The sequence below is a fragment of the Pseudomonas sp. ABFPK genome (assembly GCF_001586765.1).
GTDB lineage: Bacteria > Pseudomonadota > Gammaproteobacteria > Pseudomonadales > Pseudomonadaceae > Aquipseudomonas > Aquipseudomonas asiatica.
In genome coordinates this window covers 56,379-82,324 of the sequence record NZ_LQXW01000015.1, presented here as the reverse complement: position 1 = coordinate 82,324, position 25,946 = coordinate 56,379, and the positions used below count along the sequence as shown (strand labels likewise).

General features: G+C 62.8%; 20 protein-coding genes and 1 pseudogene. 18 read left to right on the top strand and 3 right to left on the bottom strand.

Annotated elements, in window-relative coordinates; translation table 11 throughout:
- Nucleotides 1-142: 142 nt before the first annotated feature.
- Nucleotides 143-1,345 (top strand): annotated as a pseudogene (locus WM94_RS12440) (cation:proton antiporter); the annotation flags it as partial.
- Between the two features lie 115 nt (nucleotides 1,346-1,460).
- Here WM94_RS12440 and dapC read toward each other — a convergent pair.
- The 3 genes from dapC to map are packed head-to-tail and all read right to left on the bottom strand — an operon-like array spanning nucleotide 1,461 to nucleotide 6,215.
- Complete coding sequence (dapC, locus tag WM94_RS12435; RefSeq protein WP_013971248.1) at nucleotides 1,461-2,657, bottom strand: succinyldiaminopimelate transaminase; 1,197 nt, start codon at nucleotides 2,655-2,657, stop codon at nucleotides 1,461-1,463.
- 30 nt (nucleotides 2,658-2,687) lie between these two features.
- Nucleotides 2,688-5,390 carry a [protein-PII] uridylyltransferase gene (locus WM94_RS12430; RefSeq protein WP_061551309.1) on the bottom strand — a complete coding sequence of 901 codons (2,703 nt, stop codon included), beginning with the start codon at nucleotides 5,388-5,390 and terminating at the stop codon, nucleotides 2,688-2,690.
- A gap of 42 nt (nucleotides 5,391-5,432) precedes the next feature.
- Nucleotides 5,433-6,215 carry a type I methionyl aminopeptidase gene (gene map / locus WM94_RS12425; RefSeq protein ID WP_004375406.1) on the bottom strand — a complete coding sequence of 261 codons (783 nt, stop codon included), beginning with the start codon at nucleotides 6,213-6,215 and terminating at the stop codon, nucleotides 5,433-5,435.
- Nucleotides 6,216-6,561: 346 nt separating this feature from the next.
- Here map and rpsB point away from each other — a divergent pair, with 346 nt between their 5' ends.
- The 17 genes from rpsB (at nucleotide 6,562) to accA (ending at nucleotide 25,913) form a co-directional block, all read left to right on the top strand.
- Entirely contained in the window at nucleotides 6,562-7,299 is a 738-nt protein-coding gene (gene rpsB / locus WM94_RS12420) for a 30S ribosomal protein S2 (protein WP_003252287.1), read from the top strand.
- Between the two features lie 186 nt (nucleotides 7,300-7,485).
- Nucleotides 7,486-8,349: a translation elongation factor Ts gene (gene tsf / locus WM94_RS12415; RefSeq protein WP_039614797.1), complete on the top strand. Its 864-nt coding sequence runs from the start codon at nucleotides 7,486-7,488 to the stop codon at nucleotides 8,347-8,349.
- Between the two features lie 180 nt (nucleotides 8,350-8,529).
- Nucleotides 8,530-9,273: a UMP kinase gene (pyrH, locus tag WM94_RS12410; protein ID WP_003252294.1), complete on the top strand. Its 744-nt coding sequence runs from the start codon at nucleotides 8,530-8,532 to the stop codon at nucleotides 9,271-9,273.
- A complete protein-coding gene (gene frr, locus WM94_RS12405; RefSeq protein ID WP_004375414.1) occupies nucleotides 9,270-9,827 on the top strand; it encodes a ribosome recycling factor in 558 nt (185 codons plus the stop codon). Before pyrH ends, frr begins: the two co-directional genes overlap by 4 nt.
- Nucleotides 9,828-9,842: 15 nt before the next feature.
- Nucleotides 9,843-10,598, top strand: a complete 756-nt coding sequence (gene uppS / locus WM94_RS12400; RefSeq protein WP_039614796.1) for a polyprenyl diphosphate synthase — start codon at nucleotides 9,843-9,845, stop codon at nucleotides 10,596-10,598.
- Nucleotides 10,598-11,413 (top strand): phosphatidate cytidylyltransferase, encoded by an 816-nt coding sequence (locus tag WM94_RS12395; RefSeq protein ID WP_013971253.1) that lies wholly within the window; start codon nucleotides 10,598-10,600, stop codon nucleotides 11,411-11,413. The genes uppS and WM94_RS12395 overlap by 1 nt, the downstream gene beginning before the upstream one ends.
- Nucleotides 11,410-12,600 carry a 1-deoxy-D-xylulose-5-phosphate reductoisomerase gene (gene ispC, locus WM94_RS12390; protein ID WP_061551308.1) on the top strand — a complete coding sequence of 397 codons (1,191 nt, stop codon included), beginning with the start codon at nucleotides 11,410-11,412 and terminating at the stop codon, nucleotides 12,598-12,600. The genes WM94_RS12395 and ispC overlap by 4 nt, the downstream gene beginning before the upstream one ends.
- 71 nt (nucleotides 12,601-12,671) lie before the next feature.
- Entirely contained in the window at nucleotides 12,672-14,024 is a 1,353-nt protein-coding gene (gene rseP / locus WM94_RS12385) for an RIP metalloprotease RseP (protein ID WP_061551330.1), read from the top strand.
- A 74-nt stretch (nucleotides 14,025-14,098) separates the two neighbouring features.
- Nucleotides 14,099-16,459, top strand: coding sequence for an outer membrane protein assembly factor BamA (bamA, locus tag WM94_RS12380; RefSeq protein WP_013971256.1), 2,361 nt, complete (start codon nucleotides 14,099-14,101; stop codon nucleotides 16,457-16,459).
- Between the two features lie 44 nt (nucleotides 16,460-16,503).
- Complete coding sequence (locus WM94_RS12375) at nucleotides 16,504-17,007, top strand: OmpH family outer membrane protein (protein ID WP_015269197.1); 504 nt, start codon at nucleotides 16,504-16,506, stop codon at nucleotides 17,005-17,007.
- A 1-nt stretch (nucleotide 17,008) separates the two neighbouring features.
- The gene (gene lpxD, locus WM94_RS12370; protein ID WP_013971258.1) at nucleotides 17,009-18,064 is read left to right on the top strand and encodes a UDP-3-O-(3-hydroxymyristoyl)glucosamine N-acyltransferase; all 1,056 of its coding nucleotides are present in this window, start codon (nucleotides 17,009-17,011) and stop codon (nucleotides 18,062-18,064) included.
- Nucleotides 18,065-18,178: 114 nt separating this feature from the next.
- The gene (gene fabZ / locus WM94_RS12365) at nucleotides 18,179-18,619 is read left to right on the top strand and encodes a 3-hydroxyacyl-ACP dehydratase FabZ (RefSeq protein ID WP_004375427.1); all 441 of its coding nucleotides are present in this window, start codon (nucleotides 18,179-18,181) and stop codon (nucleotides 18,617-18,619) included.
- Nucleotides 18,616-19,392 carry an acyl-ACP--UDP-N-acetylglucosamine O-acyltransferase gene (gene lpxA / locus WM94_RS12360; protein WP_023661474.1) on the top strand — a complete coding sequence of 259 codons (777 nt, stop codon included), beginning with the start codon at nucleotides 18,616-18,618 and terminating at the stop codon, nucleotides 19,390-19,392. The genes fabZ and lpxA overlap by 4 nt, the downstream gene beginning before the upstream one ends.
- Before the next feature lies 1 nt (nucleotide 19,393).
- Complete coding sequence (lpxB, locus tag WM94_RS12355) at nucleotides 19,394-20,521, top strand: lipid-A-disaccharide synthase (RefSeq protein WP_061551307.1); 1,128 nt, start codon at nucleotides 19,394-19,396, stop codon at nucleotides 20,519-20,521.
- Nucleotide 20,522: 1 nt separating this feature from the next.
- Nucleotides 20,523-21,146: a ribonuclease HII gene (rnhB, locus tag WM94_RS12350; RefSeq protein ID WP_061551306.1), complete on the top strand. Its 624-nt coding sequence runs from the start codon at nucleotides 20,523-20,525 to the stop codon at nucleotides 21,144-21,146.
- 188 nt (nucleotides 21,147-21,334) lie between these two features.
- On the top strand, nucleotides 21,335-24,859 hold the full coding sequence (gene dnaE, locus WM94_RS12345; RefSeq protein ID WP_061551305.1) for a DNA polymerase III subunit alpha: 3,525 nt from the start codon (nucleotides 21,335-21,337) through the stop codon (nucleotides 24,857-24,859).
- 106 nt (nucleotides 24,860-24,965) lie between these two features.
- Entirely contained in the window at nucleotides 24,966-25,913 is a 948-nt protein-coding gene (accA, locus tag WM94_RS12340) for an acetyl-CoA carboxylase carboxyl transferase subunit alpha (protein ID WP_013971263.1), read from the top strand.
- The last annotated feature ends 33 nt before the right edge of the window (nucleotides 25,914-25,946 follow it).

The following is a 25,946-nucleotide window of genomic DNA, read 5'->3' as shown; positions in this document are numbered from 1 at the left end:
AGCCTGTTCTATTGCCTGCCTTCTCCTCGTGTTAGTAACGGGGAGGGGCGGCTGCACTCCCTTTTGGTCGCATGCCTGCAAGATCTGTCTGTCCATCTGTGTGTATGGCGAGATGTGGATTTGTGTCCACATATGGTGAGTAGCCCTGATGAACGATGCCTCGGGCCTGGTGACCTTCAAGTTCGCCCTGGCGGCGGCGATCACCGGGGTGTTCTCGCTGACGGACGCAAGCTTCAGCTTCGTACTGGTCGCCCTGGGCGGCTTGGCGGTGGGCGTGGCCCTGAGCTGGCTGAACGGCCGCCTGCGTGCCTGGATGATCGCTCGCGGCTGGGACGACCCGGCCACCCATGTGGTGTTCATGTTGCTGCTGCCCTTCGCTGCCTACGTGCTGGCCGAGCGCCTGGGCGTGTCCGGCATCCTTTCGGCGGTGGCCGCCGGCATGATGCAGAGCTGGCTCGACCTGCTGCCACGGCAGACCAGCACGCGCCTGCTCAACCGCAGTGTGTGGTCGCTGCTGGAGTTCGCTTTCAACGGCCTGATCTTCCTGCTGCTGGGCCTGCAGTTGCCGGACATCATCAAGGCCGTGGTCAGCCATGAACCCACCGTCTGGCCGACCCTGGCCTGGCGCTGCCTGGATGTGGTGGCGATCTTTGTGGCGCTGATCTTGCTGCGGTTCATCTGGGTCCAGAGCATCTGGCGCTCGATCGGTGTGGTACGCCGCTGGCGCGGCAAGCCGGCGCTGGTGCTGATGCCCACGGCGCGCTCCTGCTGGTTGCTGACCCTGGGTGGTGTGCGCGGTGCGGTCACCCTGGCCGGTGTAATGTCGATCCCGTTGCTGATGGGAGCAGGCAAGGCCTTCCCGGAGCGTGACTTGCTGATCTTCATTGCGGCCGGTGTGATCCTGTTGTCATTGATCAGCGCCTGTATCGCGCTGCCGCTGTTGCTGCGCGGGGTGACCAAGAGCCCGGACGAGCGCTTGCACCAGGAGGTGCAGGAGGCCTGGCGACGCACGGCCGAGGCGGCGATCCATGCACTGGAGGCAGAGGAAGTGATCGACAGCAATGCGCCGCAGGATGCCGCGCAGGCGACCCTGGCGACCGAGTTGAAGGCGCGCTTGATGGCGGAATACCGCGATGAGCTGGACAGCTACAACGACAGTGCCGAAGCCAAGGCTCTGGCCGAGCAGATGGACCTGCTGGAGCGGCGTTTGCGCCTGCGGGCGCTGCGGGCCCAGCGGCTGGAGCTGTATGAACTGCATCGCCAGCATCTGGTGGGGGATGAAGTGGTGCGGCAGGTGCTGGGTGAGCTGGATATGAGTGAAGCAAACCTGGGGTCAGTCAGGTAGACCGCAGGGGGCCGCTTTGCGGCCCTTCGCGGGCTTGCCCGCTCCCACAGGTACTGCACCGCTTTCTCGGCTTGTGCTGTATGTGTGGGAGCGGGCATGCCCGCGAATTGGGCGGTCAGCGGTTCTGCAGGAATTCGCGAATCCGCTCCGCCGCTTCGATGCACTCGGCCAGCGGTGCAACCAGTGCCATGCGCACACGCCCGGCGCCCGGGTTCACGCCATCCACTTCGCGCGACAGGTACGACCCCGGTACCACCGTCACATGCTGGGCCTCGAACAGGTCGCGGGTGAACTCGGCATCGCTGCCGGGCACCTTGGCCCACAGGTAGAAGCTGCCATCCGGGCGTTGCACATCCAGCACCGGCTGCAGGATATCCAGCACGGCATCGTACTTGGCGCGGTACTGGTCGCGGTTCTCGCGCACATGCGCCTCGTCCTGCCAGGCAGCAATGCTGGCCAGTTGGGTTTGTACCGGCATGGCGCAGCCGTGGTAGGTGCGGTACAGCAGGAACGGCTTGATGATCTCGGCGTCACCGGCGACGAAGCCCGAGCGCAGGCCCGGCAGGTTGGAGCGCTTGGACAGGCTGTGGAATACCACGCAGCGCTTGAAGTCGCTGCGGCCCAGTTCCGCGCAGGCAGTCAGCAGGCCTGGTGGTGGGGCATCCTCGTCGAAGTACAGCTCGCTGTAGCACTCGTCGGCGGCAATCACGAAGTCATGTTCGTCGGCCAGGGCAATCAGCTTCTTCAGGGTGTCCATCGGCACCAGTGCGCCGGTGGGGTTGCCCGGCGAGCACAGGAACAGGATCTGGCAACGCTTCCACACTTCAGCCGGTACGGCGTCGAAGTCGGGGTTGAAACCGTTGCTTTCCAGGCACGGCAGGTAGTGCGGGGTGGCACCGGCCAGCAGCGCTGCGCCTTCGTAGATCTGGTAGAACGGGTTGGGGCTGACCACCAGGCCGTCATCGGCGCGGTTGACCACGGCCTGGGTGAAGGCGAACAGCGCTTCACGGGTGCCGTTGACCGGCAGGATGTGGCGGTCGGCATCCAGCCAGCCGGCCGGTACGCCGAAGCGCCGCTCGCACCACTGGCCAATGGCCTGGCGCAGGGCGGGCAGGCCGATGGTGCTCGGGTACACCGCTAGCTTGTCGAGGTTGTCGGCCATGGCCTGGGCGACGAACGCCGGCGATTCGTGCTTCGGCTCACCGATCGACAGGGCGATGGCGCGCTTGTCCGCCGCAGGTGCAACGCTGCCCAGCAGGGCGCGGAGTTTTTCGAACGGGTAGGGCTGAAGCTGGGTCAAGGCATGGTTCATCGGCGCAAGGTCTCGTCAATCGTCTAATCGTTAAAAGGTCACGCGGGTAGGGCTGGCATCGCTGGCCTGGCCGGCCTGCAGCTGCTGGACGATGGCTTCCTGCAGTCGGCTGCACAGTTGCGGGTCGGACAGCGGCTGGTTGTCGGCATCGGTGATGAAGAACACGTCTTCCACCCGCTCGCCGAGGGTGGCGATCTTGGCGTTCTGCAGCGACAGGTCGAACTCCAGGAAGATCCGCCCCAGCCGGGCCAGCAGGCCAGGGCGGTCAGGTGCGGTGATTTCGAGGATGGTCACCGGCCGCTGGGCATCGTTGAGGATGGTCACCTGTGGCGGGAAGTCAAAATGCTTGAGCTGGCGCGGTACCCGGCGCTGGATGATGGTCGGGTAGTCCTCGGGGTTGCGCAGCGCTTCGGTCAGGCCGTCGCGAATCTGCTTGACCCGCTGCGGGTTGTCGCCGATCGAGCCGCCGTCGTTGTCCAGCACGATGTAGGTATCGAGGGTGAACTGGCTGCTCGAGGTGATGATCCGCGCGTCATGAATGTTCAGGTTCAACTGCGACATCGCCGCCACGGTCACGGCGAAGAAGTCGTGCTGGTCGGGGGCATAGATGAAGATCTGCGTGCCACCTTCGAATTCGCGCTGGGTGGTTTCCTTGATCAGCACCAGCGGCCCGCCATCGGCTGGCTGCTGGAGGATCGCGTCACTGTGCCAGGCCACGTCGGCAGCGGTGTGCTTGAGGAAGTAGTCATCCCCCAGCTGCGACCACAGCTGCTCGACGTCGTCCGGGTCGGTGCCTTCGCGCACCAGGATATCCAGCGCTGCCGATTGGGTCTGGCGAATCTGCTCTTCGCGGTCCAGCGGGTTTTCCAGGCCTCGGCGCAGGGCGCGTTTGGTCTCGGTGTACAGCTGGCGCAGCAGGCTGGCCCGCCACGAGTTCCACAGGCTGGGGTTGGTGGCGTTGATATCGGCCACGGTCAGCACGTACAGGTAGTCCAGGCGTGTCTCGTCGCCCACGTGCAGGGCAAAATCGTTGATTACCTGAGGGTCGGACAGGTCCTTGCGCTGGGCGGTGGTCGACATCACCAGGTGGTTCAGCACCAGCCAGACGATCAGCCGGCTGTCCCAGGCCGGCAACTGGTGGCGCTCGCAGAACTTCTGCGCATCCACCGCGCCCAGCTCGGAATGGTCGCCCTGGCGGCCCTTGCCGATGTCGTGGTACAGGCCGGCCAGGTAGATCAGCTCGGGCTTGGGCAGGCGGCCCATGAGCTTGCTGGCCAGCGGGAATTTCTCGGACACCGGGGTGTATTGCAGCTTGCGCAGGTGCTTGATGAGGTTGAGGGTGTGCGCATCGACCGTATAGATGTGGAACAGGTCGTGCTGCATCTGCCCGACGATCAGGCCGAACTCCGGCAGATAGCGGCCAAGTATGCCGTAGCGGTTCATCCGCCGCAGGTTGCGGTGGATACCGATTTCACACTTGAACAGCTCGATGAACAGGCTGGTGTTGCGGATATCGGTGCGGAAAGTGTCGTCGATCAGGTGCCGGTGTTCGCGCAGCAGCCGCACCGTATCGGCGCGTACGCCCTTGATCTCGGGGTGCTGAGCCATCAGCACGAAGATTTCCAGCATGGCGAACGGTGTGCGCCTGAACACGTTCGGCCTGACTGCCTCTATATAGCCATCATGCAGGCGGAAGCGCGCATTCAGCGGCTGGGTGGTGCCGCTGTCGTCATCGGCAAGGATGACCTCCTCGAAGTGCTGGATGATCAGGTCGCACAGCTGGCTGATGCTCATCACCACCCGATAGTACTGCTGCATGAACTGCTCGATCGCCCGCTTGGGGTTGTCGTCGCTGTAGCCCAGCAGCGCGGCGATGCTGCGCTGGTGGTCGAACAGCAGGCGGTCCTCGGCGCGCCCGGCCAGCATATGCAAGGCGTAGCGCACCTTCCACAGGAAGTCCTGGGACGAGGCCAGCAGCTCGTTCTCGCTTTCCAGCAGGAAACCTTCGCCGGCCAAGGCGTGCAGGTTGAGTGTGCCGTACTGGCGGCGGGCCACCCACAGCACCGTCTGGATGTCGCGCAGCCCACCGGGTGAACCTTTCACATTGGGTTCGAGGTTGTACTCGGTATCGTTGTACTTGTGGTGGCGGGCCTTGAGTTCGGCGCGCTTGGCCAGGAAGAAGTCCTTGCTCGGCCACATGTGCGCAGTGCTGGTGACCTCCAGCATGCGTTGGCGCAGAGCCTCGGGGCCGGCAATGGTGCGGCTTTCCATCAGGTTGGTGATGACCGTCAGGTCGGCGCGGGCCTGCTCGGCGCATTCGTCGACGGTGCGCACGCTCTGGCCCACTTCCAGGCCGATGTCCCACAGCAGGGTGAGAAACCGCTCGATGGCGTCGCGGTACTGCTCGTGTTCGGCTGCACCCAGCAGGATCAGCAGGTCGATGTCCGAATGCGGGTGCAGCTCACCGCGCCCGTAGCCACCCACCGCGACCAGGGCGATGCCGCTCTGGTCACCCCAGTCGAACTGGTTCCAGGCCTGTTGCAAGATGTTGTCGACGAGCCAGGCGCGGGCCTCGATCAGTGGGCGGATTTCGCTGCCACTGCGGAAACGCTTGTCGAGCACCTCGTCGGCCTGGCGGATGGCTTTCTTGAAGGCGGCGATGGGGCTCGCCTTGAGGGCCAGTTCCGCCTGGAACTGGCCGCGGTCGAACAGCTCGGGGTCCACCTGGGGCATCGCGTCACGTTCCTGTCGTGGGGGTGGCCTGTGGGAGTGCGGTCAGGCCGAGGTGCGCGGGATGGTGTCGTCCTTGCGCAGGGTGAAGATCTCGTAGCCGGTCGCGGTCACCACCAGGGTGTGCTCCCACTGGGCCGAGAGCTTGCGGTCCTTGGTGATGGCGGTCCAGCCGTCGCCCAGCACCTTGGTGTCGGCCTTGCCCTGGTTGATCATCGGCTCGATGGTGAAGGTCATGCCTTCCTTCAGCTCCATGCCGGTGCCGGCGCGGCCGTAGTGCAGGATCTGCGGCTCTTCGTGGAACACCTTGCCGATGCCGTGGCCACAGAACTCGCGTACCACCGAGAAGCCGTTCTTTTCAGCGTGCTTCTGGATCACTTCGCCGATGTCGCCCAGTCGGCAGCCCGGCTTGACCAGTTCGATGGCCTTGTACATGCACTCCTGGGTGACCTTGGACAGGCGCTCGGCCCATACCGGCACGGTGCCGACGTGGAACATGCGGCTGGTATCGCCGTGGTAGCCGTCCTTGATCACGGTGACGTCGATGTTCAGCGTGTCACCGTCCTTGAGCGGCTTGTCGTTGGGGATGCCGTGGCAGACCACATGGTTGATCGAGGTGCAGATCGACTTCGGGTAGCCCTTGTAGTTGAGCGGTGCCGGGATGGCCTGCTGGACGTTGACGATGTAGTCGTGACACAGGCGGTCCAGCTCTTCGGTGGTGACACCGGGCTTGACGTGTTCCTCGATCATTTCCAGCACCTCGGCGGCCAGGCGGCCAGCGATGCGCATCTTCTCGATGTCTTCTGCGGTCTTGATGGTGACGGTCATTACAGGCTCTCTACAGCGCCGTGCACGGCGCGAACAAACGGGAAAGGCCGGATTCTAGCAGAGCAGGGCGCCGATCGGTCGGGATAAAGGCGGCAATGCTGCTGTCTACAGCTGGCATTCTGGCGCGAAAGCCGGGGTGCTGCAAAAACCGCTGACGGACGCAACAGTATCCGGGTTCCGTTCGGTCGCGGTCTGTGGTATAAAATGCGCCGCTTTCGGGGACGACCCCGTCAGCACTTAACCCACACACGTGTCGACACGATGACCTGGGTGCCCCGAGTTGCAGAATTCGCGGGTTGGTCATTGGGATACGTGGAGGCCCAACCCGACTTATCAAGGAACTATCATGTCCCAAGTCAACATGCGCGATATGCTGAAGGCCGGTGTGCACTTCGGCCACCAGACCCGTTACTGGAACCCGAAAATGGGCAAGTACATTTTCGGCGCGCGTAACAAGATCCACATCGTCAACCTGGAAAAAACCCTGCCAATGTTCAACGACGCTCTGTCGTTCGTAGAGCGCCTGGCCCAGGGCAAGAACAAGATCCTGTTCGTCGGCACCAAGCGTTCCGCCGGCAAGATCGTCGCCGAGCAAGCTGCTCGTTGCGGTTCGCCGTACGTTGACCACCGTTGGTTGGGTGGCATGCTGACCAACTACAAGACCATCCGCGCTTCGATCAAGCGTCTGCGCGACCTGGAAACCCAGGCCGAAGACGGCACTTTCGCCAAGCTGACCAAGAAAGAAGCCCTGATGCGCTCCCGCGACCTGGAAAAACTGGATCGCAGCCTGGGCGGCATCAAGGACATGGGTGGTCTGCCAGACGCTCTGTTCGTTATCGACGTTGATCACGAGCGCATCGCGATCACCGAAGCCAACAAGCTGGGCATCCCGGTAATCGGCGTTGTCGATACCAACAGCAGCCCGGAAGGTGTTGACTACATCATCCCAGGTAACGATGACGCCATCCGCGCTATCGAGCTGTACATGACTTCGATGGCTGACGCAGTCATCCGCGGCCGCAACAACGTTGCCGGCGGCACCGAAGTTTACGCTGAAGAAGCGGCTGCACCTGCTGCCGAGTAATTAGACGCTAGCGTCGACTTGGCACGCAAAAAGGGGGCTCTGCCCCCTTTTTGCCACCTTGAAATCCTGCTGTCAGCATCGGCCCCGCATCATGGGCCCGCTGAGATAAACACAGTGGATTTGCAGAATTGAACGCCCGTGACGAACGGGTGGAATGGTTGAAAAACTTTCCAAGAGGATTTTGAAATGGCAGCAATTACTGCAGCGCTGGTCAAAGAACTGCGCGAGCGTACCGGCGAAGGCATGATGGATTGCAAGAAGGCCCTGGAAAAGGCCGGCGGCGACATCGAAAAAGCCATTGACGACATGCGTGCCTCGGGCGCCATCAAGGCCGCCAAAAAGGCTGGCAACGTCGCTGCTGAAGGCGCTATCGCCGTCAAGACCGACGGTAAATCCGCCGTCCTGCTGGAAGTGAACTCGCAGACCGACTTCCTGGCCCTGCAAGACGACTTCAAGGCTTTCGTAGCCGACAGCATCGAAGAAGCCTTCGCCCAGAAGCTGACCGACGCTGCTCCGCTGATCGCCTCGCGTGAAGCTGCTCGTGAAGCCCTGGTTGCCAAGTGCGGCGAGAACGTCAACATCCGTCGCCTGGTGCGCGTTGAAGGTGACGTTGTCGGTGCCTACCTGCACGGCAACAAGATCGGCGCTGCCGTTGTCCTGAAAGGCGGCGACGTCGATCTGGCCAAGAACATCGCCATGCACGTTGCAGCTTCGAACCCTGAGTTCCTGCTGCCGTCGGAAGTATCGGCCGAAGCCATCGAGCGCGAGAAGGGCGTCTTCCTGCAGCTGAACGCTGACAAGATCGCCGGCAAGCCGGAAAACATCGTCGAGAACATGATCAAAGGTCGTATCTCGAAGTTCCTGGCCGAAGCCTCGCTGGTCGAGCAAGCCTTCGTCATGAACCCGGAAGTCAAGGTTGGCGAGCTGGCCAAGAAAGCCGGTGCTGAAATCGTTTCCTTCACCTACTTCAAGGTAGGCGAAGGCATCGAGAAGCCAGTCGACGACTTCGCTGCTGAAGTTGCCGCTCAGGTCGCTGCTGCCAAGCAGTAAGACAGCCCCGTCTGTCGCCCCAAAGAGGCTGCCCGCTCACGCGCGCAGCCTCTTTGTCAAAACGGCGAAGGGTTTATAAGGCCCGTCGTCGCTGGCACCGAAGCGGTGCCACGCTACAGTTAGCAGGCTGCAAACAGCCCGCACGAATTTTCTAAAAGTACGCCGCAGGAGAGACTCGCAATGGCTCAGCAGGTGAGTGGTCGCCAACCTCGCTATAAACGCATTTTGCTCAAACTTAGCGGCGAGGCCCTGATGGGCTCGGAAGACTTCGGGATCGACCCGAAAGTGCTGGATCGCATGGCCCTCGAAGTTGGCCAGCTGGTAGGGATCGGTGTCCAGGTCGGCCTGGTGATCGGTGGTGGCAACCTGTTCCGCGGCGCCGCACTCAGCGCAGCCGGCATGGACCGCGTCACCGGTGACCACATGGGCATGCTGGCCACCGTGATGAACGGCCTGGCCATGCGCGACGCGCTGGAGCGCTCGAACATCCCGGCCCTGGTCATGTCGGCCATTTCCATGGTCGGTGTCACCGATCATTACGATCGTCGCAAAGCTATTCGCCACCTCAACTCCGGGGATGTGGTAATTTTCTCCGCCGGTACCGGCAACCCGTTCTTCACCACCGACTCCGCGGCCTGCCTGCGCGCCATCGAAATCGATGCCGACGTGGTGCTGAAGGCGACCAAGGTCGATGGTGTGTACACTGCCGATCCATTCAAGGACCCGCATGCCGAGAAGTTCGATCACCTGACCTACGACGAGGTCCTGGATCGCAAGCTGGGTGTGATGGACCTGACCGCAATCTGCCTGTGCCGTGACCACAAGATGCCATTGCGGGTATTCAACATGAACAAGCCTGGCGCCCTGCTGAACATCGTGGTGGGTGGCGCTGAAGGTACTCTGATCGAGGAAGGCCAAGCATGATCAACGACATCAAGAAAGACGCGCAGGAGCGCATGGGCAAGTCTATCGAAGCCCTGGCTCGCAACCTCGCGGCAATCCGCACCGGTCGCGCCCACCCAAGCATCCTGGACAGCGTCAAGGTCACTGCCTGGGGTAGCGAGATGCCACTGAACCAGGTGGCCGCGATCACCGTCGAAGATGCCCGCACCCTGAAGATCGTCGCCCACGACAAGAACCTCAGTGCTGCCATCGAAAAGGCCATCCTCACCTCCGACCTGGGCCTGAACCCGTCCAGCGCCGGCACCACCATTCGTGTGCCGATGCCGGCCCTGACCGAGGAAACCCGCAAGGGCTACACCAAGCAGGCCAGCGGCGTTGCCGAGGATGCCAAGGTAGCCGTGCGCAACGTGCGCCGTGACGCTCTGGCCGACCTGAAGAAGCTGACCAAGGACAAGGAAATCAGCGAAGACGAAGAACGTCGCGCCGCTGACGAGATCCAGAAGCTGACCGACAAGTACGTTGCTGAAGTCGATGCCGCCTTCAAAGCCAAGGAAAAGGACCTGATGGCCGTCTAAGGCCGGGGTTTTTTAATGGAAAAGACCAAGCCAGCGGCACCGTCCTCGGTGCCGCGTCATGTCGCGATCATCATGGATGGCAACAACCGCTGGGCGAAAAAACGCTTGTTGCCCGGTGTTGCCGGGCACAAGGCGGGTGTCGACGCCGTTCGCGCGGTCATCGAAGTCTGTGCCGAATCCGGGGTCGAGGTGCTGACCCTGTTCGCCTTCTCCAGCGAGAACTGGCAGCGTCCCGCCGAAGAGGTTGGTGCGCTGATGGAGCTGTTCTTCTCGGCCCTGCGCCGCGAGGCCAGGCGCCTCAACGAGAACAACATCAGCCTGCGTATCATCGGTGACCGTTCGCGTTTCCATCCCGAGCTGCAGGCCGCCATGCGCGAGGCCGAGGCGCTGACCGCCGGCAACAACCGCTTCATCCTGCAGATCGCGGCCAACTACGGTGGCCAGTGGGACATCGCCCAGGCCGCCCAGCGGCTGGCGCGGGAAGTGCAAGCCGGGCACCTGCGCCCGGAAGACATCACCCCGGGCCTGCTGCAGACCTGCCTGGCAACCGGCGAGCTGCCGCTGCCGGACCTGTGCATCCGCACCGGTGGCGAGCACCGCATCAGCAACTTCCTGTTGTGGCAGCTGGCCTACGCCGAGCTGTACTTCTCCGACCTGTACTGGCCGGACTTCAAACACGAGGCCATGCGCACCGCCCTGGCCGATTTCGCTTCGCGCCAGCGCCGCTTCGGTAAGACCAGCGAGCAGGTCGAGGCTGGAGCTCGTGCTTAATGCTTAAACAACGCATCATTACCGCGCTGATCCTGCTGCCGATCGCGCTGGGTGGCTTCTTCCTGCTCAACGGTGGGGACTTCGCCCTGTTCATCGGCTTCGTGGTGACCCTCGGCGCCTGGGAGTGGGCGCGCCTGGCCGGGCTCATGGCCCAGCCGCTGCGCATCGCCTATGCCGTGGTCGTCGCCGGAGCGCTGATGCTGCTGTACATCCTTCCGGAGCTGGCGCCCTGGGTGCTGGGCGCTGCGGTGATCTGGTGGGGGTTGGCCACCTGGCTGGTGCTTACCTATCCACGTAGTAGCGAGCTGTGGGCCAGTGCAGCCTGCCGGTTGCTGATCGGCCTGCTGGTTTTGCTGCCGGCCTGGCAGGGTCTGGTGCTGCTCAAGCACTGGCCGCTGGGTAACTGGCTGATCCTGTCGGTCATGGTGCTGGTGTGGGCTGCCGATATTGGCGCGTACTTCTCTGGCCGTGCCTTCGGCAAGCGCAAGCTGGCGCCTCAGGTCAGCCCTGGCAAGAGCTGGGAGGGCGTGTATGGCGGCCTGGCGGTCAGCCTGGTGATTACCCTGGTGGTCGGAATCAGTCGCGACTGGGGCTTCGGCCAGATTCTGCTGGGCCTGCTGAGTGCAGCCCTGGTGGTCATGTCTTCGGTGGTCGGTGATCTGACCGAAAGCATGTTCAAGCGCCGTTCCGGTATCAAGGACAGCAGCAACCTGTTGCCTGGCCATGGTGGGGTGCTCGACCGCATCGACAGCCTGACTGCGGCGATCCCGATTTTCGCCGTGCTGCTGTGGGCTGCCGAATGGGGTGTGATGTGAGCCGTCCGCAGCGTATTACCGTGCTCGGGGCAACCGGCTCCATCGGCCTGAGCACGCTGGATGTCATCGCGCGCCATCCCGACCGCTACCAGGTGTTCGCCCTGAGTGGCTATTCGCGTATCGACGAATTGCTTGCGCTGTGCGTGCGCCATCGGCCGACATTCGCCGTGGTACCGAATGCCGAAGCGGCCGCGCGACTGCGCGAAAGCCTGGTTGCGGCAGGTTGCGCCACCGAGGTGCTGGAAGGCGAGGCCGGGTTGTGCCAGGTGGCTTCTGCGTCGGATGTGGACGCGGTGATGGCCGCCATCGTCGGTGCCGCCGGCCTGCGTCCCACCCTGGCGGCGGTCGAGGCGGGCAAGAAGGTGTTGCTGGCCAACAAGGAGGCGCTGGTGATGTCCGGCGCGCTGTTCATGGAGGCGGTGCGGCGCAGTGGCGCCGTGCTGCTGCCGATCGACAGCGAGCACAATGCGATCTTCCAGTGCATGCCCGGCGACTACGCGCGCGGCCTGAGTGCCGTCGGCGTGCGCCGGATCCTGCTCACTGCCTCCGGTGGCCCGTTCCGTGAGACACCCGTCGAGGCGCTGCTGGACGTCACCCCGGAACAGGCCTGCGCGCACCCCAACTGGTCCATGGGGCGCAAGATTTCCGTGGATTCGGCCAGCATGATGAACAAGGGCCTGGAGCTGATCGAGGCCTGCTGGTTGTTCGATGCCGCACCGGCCAAGGTCGAGGTGGTGGTGCACCCGCAGAGCGTGATCCACTCCCTGGTGGATTATGTCGACGGTTCGGTGCTGGCGCAGCTGGGTAACCCGGACATGCGCACACCCATCGCCAACGCCCTGGCCTGGCCCGAGCGGATCGATTCCGGGGTGGCGCCGCTGGACCTGTTCGCCATCGCCCGTCTGGACTTCCAGGCGCCCGACGAACAGCGCTTCCCTTGCCTGCGCCTGGCGCGGCAGGCTGCCGAGGCCGGCAACAGCGCACCGGCCGTGCTCAATGCGGCAAACGAGGTCGCAGTCGAGGCATTTCTCCAGCGGCGTATCCGCTTCCCGGAGATCGCGGGTATGATCGAACAGGTGCTCGATCAGGAGCCCGTCGTACCGCTGCCGTCGCTGGACGCGGTGTTCGCTGCCGACCAGCGTGCCCGGGAGCTTTCCCGTGAATGGCTGAGGCGTCACGGTCGCTGATGCAGGCCCGCCACGGTTCACGAGGGGGCTGGGCATGATGCCAGCCCGCTGAACATCATTCGGAGATGGATATGACAGCGCTCTACATGATTATCGGCACCCTCGTAGCCTTGGGTGTACTGGTCACTTTCCATGAATTCGGCCACTTCTGGGTGGCACGCCGCTGCGGTGTCAAGGTGCTGCGCTTCTCGGTGGGCTTCGGCACGCCGCTGCTGCGCTGGCATGACCGCCATGGCACCGAGTTCGTGGTCGCTGCGATCCCGCTGGGTGGCTACGTCAAGATGCTCGACGAGCGCGAGGGGGACGTGCCGCCGGCGCTGATCGAGCAGTCGTTCAACCGCAAGTCCGTGCGCCAGCGCATCGCGATCGTCGCGGCGGGCCCGGTTGCCAACTTCCTGCTGGCCATCCTGTTCTTCTGGGTGCTGGCGATGCTGGGTACCCAGCAGATCCGCCCGGTTATCGGTGCGGTCGATGCGGGCAGCCTGGCAGCATCGGCAGGCCTGACCGCAGGTCAGGAAATCGTCTCCATCGACGGCAAGCCGACCAATGGTTGGTCTGCGGTCAACCTGCAACTGGTTCGCCGCCTGGGCGAGAGCGGCACCTTGCAGGTTGGCGTGCGTGAAGAGGGCGCCAGCGCCGAGCGCCAGCTGCAGGTGAAGCTGGACAGCTGGCTCAAGGGCGCCGACGAACCGGACCCGATCCAGTCCCTTGGGCTGCACCCTTGGCGCCCGGCGATCTTGCCGGTGTTGGCCGAGATCGATCCGAAGGGGCCGGCTGCCGCTGCGGGCCTGAAAACCGGTGACAAGCTGCTGGCGCTCGATGGCGTGGCAGTGAGCGAATGGCAGCAGGTGGTCGATGCCGTGCGGGCCCGCCCGCAAACCAAGGTTGTGGTGCGCGTCGAGCGCGATGGTGCTGTGCTGGACATCCCGGTCACCCTGGCGCGCAGGGGCGAGGGCAAGGCGGCCGGCGGCTATCTGGGCGCCGGGGTAAAAGGTGGCGAATGGCCTGCCAACATGCTCCGCGAAGTCAGCTACGGCCCGCTGGATGCGGTGAGTGAGGGCTTGTCACGCACCTGGAACATGAGCGTCCTGACCCTTGAATCGCTGAAGAAAATGCTGTTCGGGGAGCTCTCGGTAAAAAACTTGAGCGGACCGATAACCATTGCTAAAGTGGCGGGCGCTTCAGCCCAGTCCGGCGTGGGGGATTTCCTGAATTTCCTGGCCTACCTGAGCATAAGCCTGGGGGTTCTTAACCTGCTGCCCATCCCGGTTCTGGATGGGGGGCATTTGCTGTTTTACCTGGTCGAGTGGGTGCGCGGTCGTCCGCTGTCGGATCGGGTGCAAGGTTGGGGGGTCCAGATCGGTATCAGTTTGGTCATAGGGGTGATGTTGCTCGCCCTGATCAACGATCTGGGTCGACTATAAAGCTTCGCTCAATTGCGAAACCTGCCGTCTTGTCGCGGCGGGCTGTTTATTGCCAGTTGGAATAAAAGGACTTCATGAAACGTCTGCTGCTAACTGCGGTCATGTCCGCACTGATGATCGCTGAAGTTCACGCCGAGTCCTTCACCATCTCCGATATCCGCGTCAACGGCCTGCAGCGGGTTTCCGCCGGCAGTGTCTTCGGTGCCTTGCCGCTGAACGTCGGCGACCAGGCCGATGACCGCCGACTGGTGGAGTCGACCCGTTCCCTGTTCAAGACCGGCTTCTTCCAGGACATTCAGCTGAACCGCGATGGCAATGTCCTGATCATCAACGTGGTCGAACGCCCGTCGGTGTCGAGCATCGAGATCGAAGGCAACAAGGCCATCAGCACCGAAGACCTGATGAAAGGCCTGAAGCAATCCGGCCTGGCCGAAGGCGAGATCTTCCAGCGTGCCACCCTCGAAGGTGTGCGTAACGAACTGCAGCGCCAATACGTGGCCCAGGGCCGCTATTCGGCCGAGGTCGACGCCGAGGTGGTGCCGCAGCCGCGCAACCGCGTGGCGCTGAAGATCAAGATCAACGAAGGCACCGTCGCCGCCATTCAGCACATCAACATCGTCGGCAACAACGTGTTCGACGACGAGACCCTGGCGCAGCTGTTCGAGCTGAAGACCACCAACTGGCTGTCGTTCTTCAAGAACGACGACAAGTACGCCCGCGAAAAGCTCTCCGGTGACCTGGAGCGCCTGCGTTCCTACTACCTGGACCGCGGCTACATCAACATGGACATCGCCTCCACCCAGGTGTCCATCACGCCGGACAAGAAACACGTCTACATCACCGTCAATATCAACGAAGGCGAGAAGTACACCGTCCGTGACGTGAAGCTGTCCGGTGACCTGAAGGTGCCGGAAGATCAGGTCAAGTCGCTGCTGCTGGTGCAGCCTGGCCAGGTGTTCTCGCGCAAGGTGATGACCAGCACCTCCGAGCTGATCACCCGCCGCCTGGGTAACGAAGGCTACACCTTCGCCAACGTCAACGGTGTGCCGCAGCCGAACGATGAAGACCACACCGTCGACATCATGTTCGTGGTCGACCCGGGCAAGCGTGCCTACGTCAACCGCATCAACTACCGCGGCAACACCAAGACCGAAGACGAAGTGCTGCGTCGCGAAATGCGCCAGATGGAAGGCGGCTGGGCCTCGACCTACCTGATCGACCAGTCCAAGACCCGCCTGGAACGCCTGGGCTTCTTCAAGGAAGTGAACGTCGAGACCCCGCCGGTGCCGGGCACCGACGACCAGGTCGACGTCAACTACAGCGTCGAGGAACAGGCCTCCGGCTCGATCACCGCCAGCGTCGGTTTCGCCCAGAGCGCCGGCCTGATCCTCGGTGGTTCGATCAGCCAGAGCAACTTCCTCGGTACCGGTAACAAGGTATCCATCGGCCTGACCCGTTCGGAATACCAGACCCGCTACAACTTCGGCTTCGTTGACCCCTACTTCACTGCCGATGGCGTGAGCCTGGGCTACAACGCCTTCTACCGCAGCACCGACTACGACGACCTCGACGTCGACGTGGCCAGCTACGCGGTGGACAGCTACGGTGCAGGCGTCAGCCTCGGCTACCCGATCAGCGAGACCTCGCGCCTGACCTATGGCCTGAGCGTGCAGCAGGACAAGATCAAGACCGGCAAGTACACCGTTGACGAGATCTTCGATTTCCTCGAAGAGGAAGGCGACAGCTTCCTGAACTTCAAGGCCTCGATCGGCTGGTCGGAGTCGACCCTGAACAAAGGCGTGCTGGCGACCCGTGGTCACTCGCAAAGCCTGACCCTGGAATCCACCATTCCGGGCAGCGACCTGTCGTTCTTCAAGCTCGACTACCGCGGCCAGCTGTTCAAGCCGATTACCAACGACTACACCCTGCGCCTGCACACCGAGCTGGGCTATGGTGATGGTTACGGCAGCACCTCCGGCCTGCCGTTCTACGAGAACTACTTCGCGGGTGGCTTCAACTCCGTCCGTGGCTTCAAGGACAGCAGCCTGGGCCCACGCAGTACCCCAAGCCGCGGCGAGGCCAACGGTGGCAAGCCAGGCACCATCGCCGACCCGGACCAGGATCCGTTGCCGTTTGGTGGCAACGTGCTGGTACAAGGTGGTGTGGAGCTGCTGTTCCCGCTGCCATTCGTCAAGGATCAGCGTTCGCTGCGCACGTCCGTGTTCTGGGATGTGGGTAACGTGTTCGACACCAATTGCGGCAACCAGCCTGATTGCGAGAAGGTCGGTTTCTCGGGTATGGCCAGCTCGGTCGGCCTGGGCGTGACCTGGATCACCGCACTGGGCCCGCTGAGCTTCAGCCTGGCAATGCCGGTCAAGAAGCCGGACGATGCCGACACCCAGGTGTTCCAATTCTCTCTGGGCCAGACCTTCTGAGGTCGGCCCTCGCTTAATGACAACGGTTTATCCAGGAGTGCATCGTGCGTAAGTTGACCCAACTGGCCGTAGTGGCCGCGGCGCTTGTCGCCACCCCGGCTTTCGCCGAAATGAAGGTTGCCGTCCTGAACTATCAGATGGCCCTGCTGGAGTCGGACGCCGCCAAGAAATACGCGGTGGATGCCGAGAAGAAGTTCGGCCCGCAACTGACCAAGCTGAAAAGCCTGGAAAGCAGCGCCAAGGGCATCCAGGACCGTCTGATCAAGGGCGGCGACAAGATGCAGCAGCAGGAGCGCGAGCGCCTGGAACTCGAGTTCAAGCAGAAGGCCCGTGACTTCCAGTTCCAGTCCAAGGAACTGAACGAAGCCAAGGCCGTTGCTGACCGCGACATGCTCAAGCAACTGAAGCCGAAGCTGGATGGCGCTGTCGAGGAAGTGATCAAGAAAGGTGGTTACGACCTGGTCCTCGAGCGTGGCGCGGTCATCGATGTCAAGCCTCAGTACGACATCACCCGCCAGGTCATCGAGCGCATGAACCAAGCCCGTTGATATGACCGTGACCATGACGCTAGGCCAGTTGGCCGAGGCCCTCGGCGCCACTCTCAAGGGGCCCGAGGCGCTGCAGATTACCGGGCTGGCCACCTTGCAGGAGGCTGGCCCAGGTCAGTTGAGCTTCCTCGCCAACCCGCAGTACCGCAAGTTCCTGGATAGCAGCCAGGCGGCTGCGGTGCTGCTGAAGGCAGCGGACGCCGAAGGCTTTGCCGGCAATGCGCTGATCGTAGCCGACCCGTATCTGGCCTATGCGCGCATCTCCCACCTGTTCGACCCCAAACCCAAGGCTGTGGCGGGTATTCATCCCAGCGCCGTGGTGGCCGAGGACGCGCAGGTGGACGCCAGTGCTAGCATCGGGCCGTTCGCGGTCATCGAAAGCGGTGCGCGCATCGCGGCCAATGTCAGTGTGGGTGCACACTGTGTGGTCGGTGCCCGTTGCGTGATCGGTGAGGGCGGCTGGCTGGCCCCGAGGGTCACCCTGTACCATGATGTGACCATCGGCAAGCGTGTGGTCATCCAGTCAGGTGCCGTGATTGGCGGTGAAGGCTTCGGTTTTGCCAACGAGAAGGGCGTGTGGCGCAAAATTGCCCAGATCGGTGGTGTTACCATCGGCGACGATGTGGAAATCGGTGTCAACACTGCGGTCGATCGCGGGGCACTGTCGGATACGCGCATCGCTGATGGGGTCAAGCTCGACAACCAGATCCAGATCGCCCACAACGTGCAGATCGGTGAGCATACGGCCATGGCTGCATGCGTCGGGATTTCCGGCAGCACGCGCATCGGCAAGCATTGCACCATTGCCGGAGGTGTCGGCATGGTGGGTCATATCGATGTCTGTGATAACGTTTTCGTGTCTGGGATGACCATGGTGACCCGTTCGATCACCGAACCGGGTGCCTATTCTTCCGGCACTGCCATGCAGCCACTGGCTGAATGGCGCAAGAGCGCCGCGCGTATCCGCCACCTGGATGACATGGCCAAGCGTCTCCAGCAGCTGGAAAAACGCGTCGATACCGTGACCTCAGGTGGCCAGCCGACATCAGAAGGCTGATACCATTCCCTGAGCAAGAGTGAACAGTCGCTAGCTGGCTCCTCTTTGGACTGCAAAAGGAGCGTGTGGTCAGCACCTGCGCTCCCTATTCTTATTACAGGCTTCCCCCCCGAAATGATGGACATCAACGAGATTCGCGAATACCTGCCTCACCGTTACCCGTTCCTGTTGGTGGACCGCGTGACGGAGCTGGACTACGAGGCCCAGAGCATTCGTGCCTACAAGAATGTCAGCATCAACGAGCCGTTCTTCAACGGCCATTTCCCGGCGCACCCGATCATGCCGGGCGTCCTGATCATCGAAGCCATGGCACAGGCCGCGGGTATCCTCGGTTTCAAGATGCTCGACGCCAAACCGGCCGATGGCACCCTGTACTACTTCGTCGGCTCCGACAAGCTGCGTTTCCGTCAGCCGGTATTGCCGGGTGACCAGTTGGTGCTGGAAGCCAAGTTCCTCAGCCGCAAGAGCATGATCTGGAAATTCGAGTGCCGCGCCCTGGTCGACGGCAAGCCCGTTTGCTCGGCAGAAATCACCTGTGCGGAACGCTCCCTATGAATTCGATTGATCCTCGGGCCATTATCGACCCGTCGGCCAGGCTGGCCGATGGTGTCGAGGTCGGCCCCTGGTCGATCGTTGGCCCTGATGTGGAGATCGGGGAGGGCACCGTTATCGGCCCGCATGTTGTGCTCAAAGGGCCGACCCGCATCGGCAAGCACAACCGTATCTTTCAGTTTTCCTCGATCGGCGAAGACACCCCGGACCTCAAGTACAAGGGTGAGCCGACGCGCCTGGTGATCGGTGACCACAATGTGATCCGCGAAGGGGTGACCATCCACCGCGGTACCGTCCAGGACCGTTCGGAAACCACCGTCGGTGACCATAACCTGATCATGGCCTATGCCCACATCGGCCACGACAGCGTCATCGGCAACCACTGCATCCTGGTCAACAACACGGCCTTGGCCGGCCATGTGCACGTGGGGGACTGGGCGATCCTGTCCGGTTACACCCTGGTGCACCAGTACTGCCATATCGGTGCCCACGCGTTTTCCGGCATGGGCACGGCGATCGGCAAGGATGTCCCGGCCTTCGTCACCGTGTTCGGCAGCCCGGCCGAAGCCCGCAGCATGAACTTCGAAGGCATGCGCCGCCGGGGTTTCAGCGACGAGGTGATCCATGTGCTGCGCCGTTGCTACAAGATTGTCTATCGCCAGGGCCTGACCGTCGAAGACGCGCTCAAGGAGCTGGACGAACTGGCTGCGAAGCACCCTGAGGTCGATCTGTTCCGCCAGTCGATCGTGAACTCCGCCCGCGGCATCACCCGCTGACATGGCCCAGCTTTGCGTAGCCTTGGTCGCAGGTGAGGCCAGCGGCGATATTCTCGGTTCAGGCTTGATGCGTGCCATCAAGGCACGCCACCCCGATGTACGGTTCATCGGCGTTGGTGGTCCCTTGATGGAAGCCGAAGGCCTGCAATCCTATTTCCCCATGGAGCGCCTGGCCGTGATGGGCCTGGTCGAAGTGCTGGGGCGCCTGCGCGAGCTGCTCAAGCGGCGCAAGCTGCTGATCGAGACCCTGATCGGCGAAAAGCCCGATGTGTTCATCGGCATCGATGCCCCCGACTTCACCCTCAACATCGAACTGAAACTGCGTCAGGCCGGGATCAAGACCGTGCACTACGTCAGCCCGTCGGTATGGGCCTGGCGGCAGAAGCGTGTGCTGAAGATTCGCGAAGGCTGCGACCTGATGCTGACGCTGTTGCCATTCGAGGCGCGGTTCTATGAAGAGCAGGGCGTGCCAGTGCGCTTCGTTGGCCACCCGTTGGCCGATACCATCCCGCTAGAAGCCGACCGTCCTGCGGCGCGTGCCGCGCTTGGCCTGGGCGAAGGGCCGGTAGTGGCGTTGATGCCGGGCAGTCGGGGCGGCGAAGTAGGGCGCCTGGGGGCACTGTTCCTGGATGCTGCCCAAAGGCTGCGCCAGCAGGTACCGGGCGTGCGTTTCGTACTGCCCTGTGCCAATGCCGCGCGGCGTGCCCAGATCGAGCAGATGCTCGAAGGGCGTAAGCTGCCGCTGACCCTGCTCGATGGCCAGTCGCACCAGGCTTTGGCGGCCTGTGACGCGGTGCTAATCGCCTCGGGTACTGCCACCCTCGAAGCGCTGCTGTACAAGCGGCCGATGGTTGTGGCCTATCGCCTGGCGCCCCTGACCTACTGGATCCTCAAACGCCTGGTAAAGAGCCCCTACGTTTCGTTGCCGAACCTGCTGGCCCAGCGTGCGCTGGTGCCCGAGCTGCTGCAGGATGACGCCACCAGCGAAGCACTGGCCAATACCCTGGCTCCGCTGGTAGCCGATGGCAGCCGGCAGACCGAAAGTTTCGACGAAATTCACCGCACCCTTCGCCGTGACGCCTCCAACCAGGCGGCTGAGGCGGTACTGGCCTTGCTCAAGGACCGCTGACATGCAAATTGGACTGGACTTCAACCTGGTCGAGGACCTGGTCGCGGGCGTCGACGAAGTGGGCCGTGGCCCGCTGTGCGGTGCGGTCGTGACCGCGGCGGTGATCCTCGACCCGGCGCGCCCGATCCTCGGCCTGAACGATTCGAAGAAACTCACCGAAGCCAAGCGCGAAGCGCTGTTCGACGAGATCTGCGAAAAGGCCTTGAGCTTCTGCATTGCGCGTGCCGAGGTCGAGGAAATCGACCGCCTGAATATCCTGCATGCGACCATGCTGGCCATGCAGCGCGCGGTGGAAGGCCTGCACATTACACCGAAGCTGGCCCTGATCGACGGTAACCGTTGCCCGAAACTGGCCGTACCGGCGTCGCCGGTAGTCAAGGGCGATAGCCAAGTGCCGGCCATCGCGGCGGCGTCGATCCTGGCCAAGGTGACCCGTGACCGGGAGATGAGCGCATTCGAGCTGATCTACCCGGGCTATGGCATTGGCGGGCACAAGGGCTACCCGACCCCGGTGCACCTCGAGGCGCTGGCACGCTTGGGGCCTACACCTATTCATCGGCGCTCCTTTGCCCCGGTGCGGGCCGCGTGGGACGCGCGTGCCGGTGTTCTCGATTCCCTGATCTGAACCCCCGGGGCCGCTTTGCGGCCCATCGCCGGCAAGCCAGCTCCCACACGGATCGTACAATCCCTGACAGCTACGCGGTCCCTGTGGGAGCTGGCTTGCCGGCGATGGGCTGCGAAGCAGCCCCAAAAAACATCCCCATTTAAGCTACAATCCCGCCCTTGTCGTTCAGCACTGCTACAGGATCTTCCATGTCGGTTCCCTTCGTTCACCTGCGCGTCCACTCCGAATTCTCGCTGGTCGACGGCCTGGTGCGGATCAAGCCGCTGGCCAAGGCGCTGGCCGGGATGAACATGCCGGCGGTGGCGATCACCGACCAGAGCAACATGTGCTCGCTGGTAAAGTTCTACAAGACTGCCATGGGCGCGGGCATCAAGCCGATCTGCGGCGCCGACCTGTGGCTGGCCGCTGCCGACCCGGAAGCACCGCTGTCGCGTATCTGCTTCCTGGCCATGAACCCCAAGGGGTACCGCAACCTCACCGAGCTGATCTCGCGCGGCTGGACCGAGGGCCAGCGCAACGGCCTGGTGATCCTTCAGCGTGAATGGATCGCCCCGGCCAGCGAGGGCCTGATCGCCCTGTCCGCAGGCAAGGAAGGTGACATTGGCATGGCCTTGCTGGCGGGGCGGCAAGATGAGGCCGAGGCCCTTCTGCAGGACTGGATGGCGATGTTCCCCGAGCGCTTCTATGTCGAGGTGCAGCGCACCAACCGCGCCCGCGACGAGGAATATGTGCACGCCGCCGTGGCCTTGGCCGACAGGTTCGGCGCTCCGCTGGTGGCAACCAACGATGTGCGTTTCATCAAGCAATCGGACTTCGATGCTCACGAAACCCGCGTATGCATCGGTGAGGGCTGGACCCTTGACGACCCGCGCCGTCCAAGGATGTACAGCGACCAGCAGTACCTGAAGTCGGCCGAAGAAATGACCGAACTGTTCAGCGACCTGCCCGACGCCATTGCCAACACCGTCGAGATTGCCAAGCGTTGCAACATTCAGGTGCAGCTGGGCAAGTACTTCCTGCCCGACTTCCCCACGCCCAATGGCATGGGCATCGATGACTACCTGCGGCATGTGTCCCACGAAGGCCTGGAAGAGCGCCTGGCAGTGCTGTGGCCGAAAGAGACCACGCCCAACTACGCAGAGAAGCGCCAGGTTTACCTGGACCGCCTGAAGTTCGAACTGGACATCATCATCCAGATGGGCTTCCCCGGTTACTTCCTGATCGTGATGGACTTCATCAAGTGGGCCAAGAACAACGGTGTTCCGGTCGGCCCGGGCCGGGGGTCGGGTGCTGGCTCGCTGGTGGCCTATGTCCTGAAGATCACCGACCTCGACCCGCTGGCCTACGACCTGCTGTTCGAGCGCTTCCTCAACCCTGAACGTATTTCCATGCCCGACTTCGACGTCGACTTCTGCATGGATGGCCGTGACCGGGTGATCGACTATGTGGCCGAAGCCTATGGCCGCAACGCGGTCAGCCAGATCATCACCTTCGGTACCATGGCGGCGAAGGCGGTGGTGCGAGACGTGGCGCGGGTACAGGGCAAGTCCTACGGCCTGGCCGACCGCCTGTCGAAGATGATCCCGTTCGAAGTGGGCATGACCCTGGAAAAGGCCTACGAGCAGGAAGAGATCCTGCGCGACTTCCTCAAGGGTGACGAAGACGCCCGCGAAATCTGGGACATGGCCCTGAAGCTCGAGGGCGTGACACGCGGTACCGGCAAGCACGCCGGTGGTGTGGTCATTGCCCCGACCAAGCTTACCGACTTCTCGCCGATCGCCTGTGATGAAGAGGGCGGCGGCCTGGTAACCCAGTTCGACAAGGATGACGTCGAGGCCGCCGGCCTGGTGAAGTTCGACTTCCTCGGCCTGCGGACCCTGACCATCATCAAGTGGGCGATGGAGATCATCAACCGCGAGCAGGCCAAGAAGAACCTGCCCGATGTAAACATCGACTTCATCCCGCTGGACGACCGCAAGACCTACGAGCTGTTGCAGAAGGCCGAAACCACGGCGGTGTTCCAGCTTGAATCGCGGGGCATGAAAGAGCTGATCAAGAAGCTCAAGCCCGACTGCCTGGAAGACCTTATCGCACTGGTGGCGTTGTTCCGCCCAGGCCCGCTGCAGTCGGGCATGGTGGACGACTTCATCAACCGCAAGCACGGCCGCGCCGAGCTCGCTTACCCCCATCCGGACTACCAGTACGAAGGCCTGAAGCCGGTGCTGGCACCGACCTACGGCATCATCCTGTACCAGGAACAGGTGATGCAGATCGCCCAGGTGATGGCTGGCTATACCCTCGGCGGCGCCGACATGCTGCGCCGTGCGATGGGTAAGAAGAAGCCCGAGGAAATGGCCAAACAGCGCGGTGGTTTCATCGAAGGTTGTGCCAACAACAATATCGATGCAGACCTGGCTGGTAACATCTTCGACCTGGTGGAAAAGTTCGCCGGTTACGGCTTCAACAAGTCCCACTCCGCCGCCTATGGCCTGGTTTCGTACCAGACCGCATGGCTGAAAACCCACCACCCGGCGCCGTTCATGGCTGCGGTGTTGTCGGCGGATATGCACAACACCGACAAGGTGGTGGTGCTGGTCGAGGAAGTGCGCAGCATGAAGCTGCGCCTCGACGCGCCCGACGTGAACTTCTCCGACTTCAAGTTCACCGTCAACAATGACGGGCGCATCGTCTACGGCCTGGGCGCCATCAAGGGCGTCGGCGAGGGCCCGGTGGAGGCGATCGTCGAGGCTCGCGCCCAGGGTGGCCCATTCAAGGACCTGTTCGACTTCTGTGAGCGCATCGACCTCAAACGGGTCAACAAGCGTACCCTCGACGCGCTGATCCGCAGTGGTGCGCTGGACCGCCTGGGCCCGCACTTCCATGACGAGATCAAGGCCTACCACGCCAACATCGATATCAACCGTGCAACCCTGCTCTCGGCGCTGGGCGAGGCCATCAAGGCTGCCGAGCAGGCCGCCCACACCGCTGACAGTGGCCACGTCGACCTGTTCGGCGGCATGTTCGAAGAGGCGGATGCCGACGTCTACGCCAACCACCGCAAGGTGCGCGAACTGACCCTCAAGGAACGCCTGAAGGGCGAAAAGGACACCCTTGGCCTGTACCTCACCGGCCACCCGATCGACGAGTACGAGACCGAGATCCGCCGCTTCGCCCGCCAGCGCATCATCGACCTCAAGCCGTCACGCGATACCCAGACCATCGCCGGCATGATCATTGCCCTGCGGGTGATGAAGAACAAGAAGGGCGACAAGATGGGCTTCGTCACCCTGGATGACCGCTCCGGGCGCATCGAGGCGTCGCTGTTTGCCGATGCCTTCATGGCGGCACAGTCCTTGCTGCAGACCGATGCCATGGTGGTTGTCGAAGGCGAGGTCAGCAACGACGATTTCTCCGGTGGCCTGCGCCTGCGGGTGAAGCAGGTGATGACCATGGAGGATGCGCGCACCAAGCTGGCCGAGAGCCTGCGCCTGAAGGTGGCACACGAAGCGCTCAAGGGCGACCGGCTGAAGTGGCTGGGCGAGTTGATTACCCGCCATCGCGGCGCTTGCCCGATCACTCTCGAATACACCGGCAGCGACGCCAAGGCCATGCTGCAGTTCGGCGAGCAGTGGGCTATCGACCCGGCCGATGGGCTGATTCAGGCGCTGCGTGACCAGTTCGGGCGTGAGAACGTCTTCCTGCAATATCGTTGAACCGACAAAAATTTAATCTCGACCTGAATGCGCCTGATCCCTTAAGGTAGGGCGCCAAACGGATCAACCGGCCGGCCGCCTGGCCGTAGACCCAAGACGGATGACTATGAACCCGAATTTTCTCGATTTCGAACAGCCGATTGCCGACCTGCAAGCCAAGATCGAAGGCCTGCGCCTGGTAGGCAACGACAACTCGCTGAACATCAGCGATGAAATTGCCCGTCTGCAAGACAAGAGCAACACCCTGACCGAAAGCATCTTCGGCAACCTGACCAGCTGGCAGATCGCCCGCCTGGCTCGTCATCCGCGTCGTCCTTACACCCTGGACTACCTGGAGCACATCTTCACCGAGTTCGAAGAGCTGCACGGCGACCGCCATTTCTCCGACGACGCTGCCATCGTCGGCGGTACTGCGCGCCTGGACGGCAAGCCGGTCATGGTCATCGGTCACCAGAAGGGCCGCGAAGTGCGCGAGAAGGTACGCCGCAACTTCGGCATGCCGCGCCCTGAAGGCTACCGCAAGGCCTGCCGCCTGATGGAAATGGCCGAGCGCTTCAAGATGCCGATCCTGACCTTCATCGACACCCCGGGCGCCTATCCGGGCATCGACGCCGAAGAGCGCAACCAGAGCGAGGCCATCGCCTGGAACCTGCGCGTGATGGCGCGCCTGAAAACCCCGATCATCGCCACCGTGATCGGTGAGGGTGGTTCCGGCGGTGCGCTGGCCATCGGTGTGTGCGACCAGTTGAACATGCTTCAGTACTCCACCTACTCGGTGATCTCGCCGGAAGGCTGCGCCTCGATCCTGTGGAAGACAGCCGACAAGGCAGCTGACGCGGCCGAGGCAATGGGCATCACTGCCGAGCGCCTGAAGAGCCTGAACATCGTCGACAAGGTCATCCAGGAGCCGCTGGGCGGCGCCCACCGTGACCCGGCGAAGATGTCGGAAAGCATCCGTGCCGACCTGGTACAGCAGCTGGACATGCTCGGCAAGCTCGACCATGACGCGCTGCTGGCCCGCCGTTACGATCGCCTGATGAGCTACGGTATCTGATAGCGAGATGAATGGCACCGGCTTCGCCGGTGT